Below are 486 nucleotides of genomic sequence, written 5' to 3' on the forward strand. Positions count from 1 at the left end.
ACACTGCATCTTCACAGCGATTTCAATTTCACTGAGTCTCGGGTGGAGACAGCGCCGCCATCGTTACGCCATTCGTGCAGGTCGGAACTTACCCGACAAGGAATTTCGCTACCTTAGGACCGTTATAGTTACGGCCGCCGTTTACTGGGGCTTCGATTCAGAGCTTCTCCCAAAGGATAACCCCTCCTCTTAACCTTCCAGCACCGGGCAGGCGTCAGCCCCTATACTTCGCCTTGCGGCTTCGCAGAGACCTGTGTTTTTGCTAAACAGTCGCCTGGGCCTATTCACTGCGGCTCTCTCGGGCTATACACCCTACCAGAGCACCCCTTCTCCCGAAGTTACGGGGTCATTTTGCCGAGTTCCTTAACGAGAGTTCTCTCGATCACCTTAGGATTCTCTCCTCGCCTACCTGTGTCGGTTTGCGGTACGGGCACCTTACATCTCACTAGAGGCTTTTCTTGGCAGCGTGGAATCAGGAACTTCGGT

Annotated in this window: 1 rRNA gene; it reads right to left on the reverse strand. The window is 54.1% G+C overall.

Annotated elements, in window-relative coordinates:
• A 23S ribosomal RNA gene (locus N7568_RS22515) occupies nt 1-486 on the reverse strand; the annotation flags it as partial.

It is taken from the genome of Paenarthrobacter aurescens, assembly GCF_025421775.1.
Lineage (GTDB): Bacteria > Actinomycetota > Actinomycetes > Actinomycetales > Micrococcaceae > Arthrobacter > Arthrobacter aurescens_B.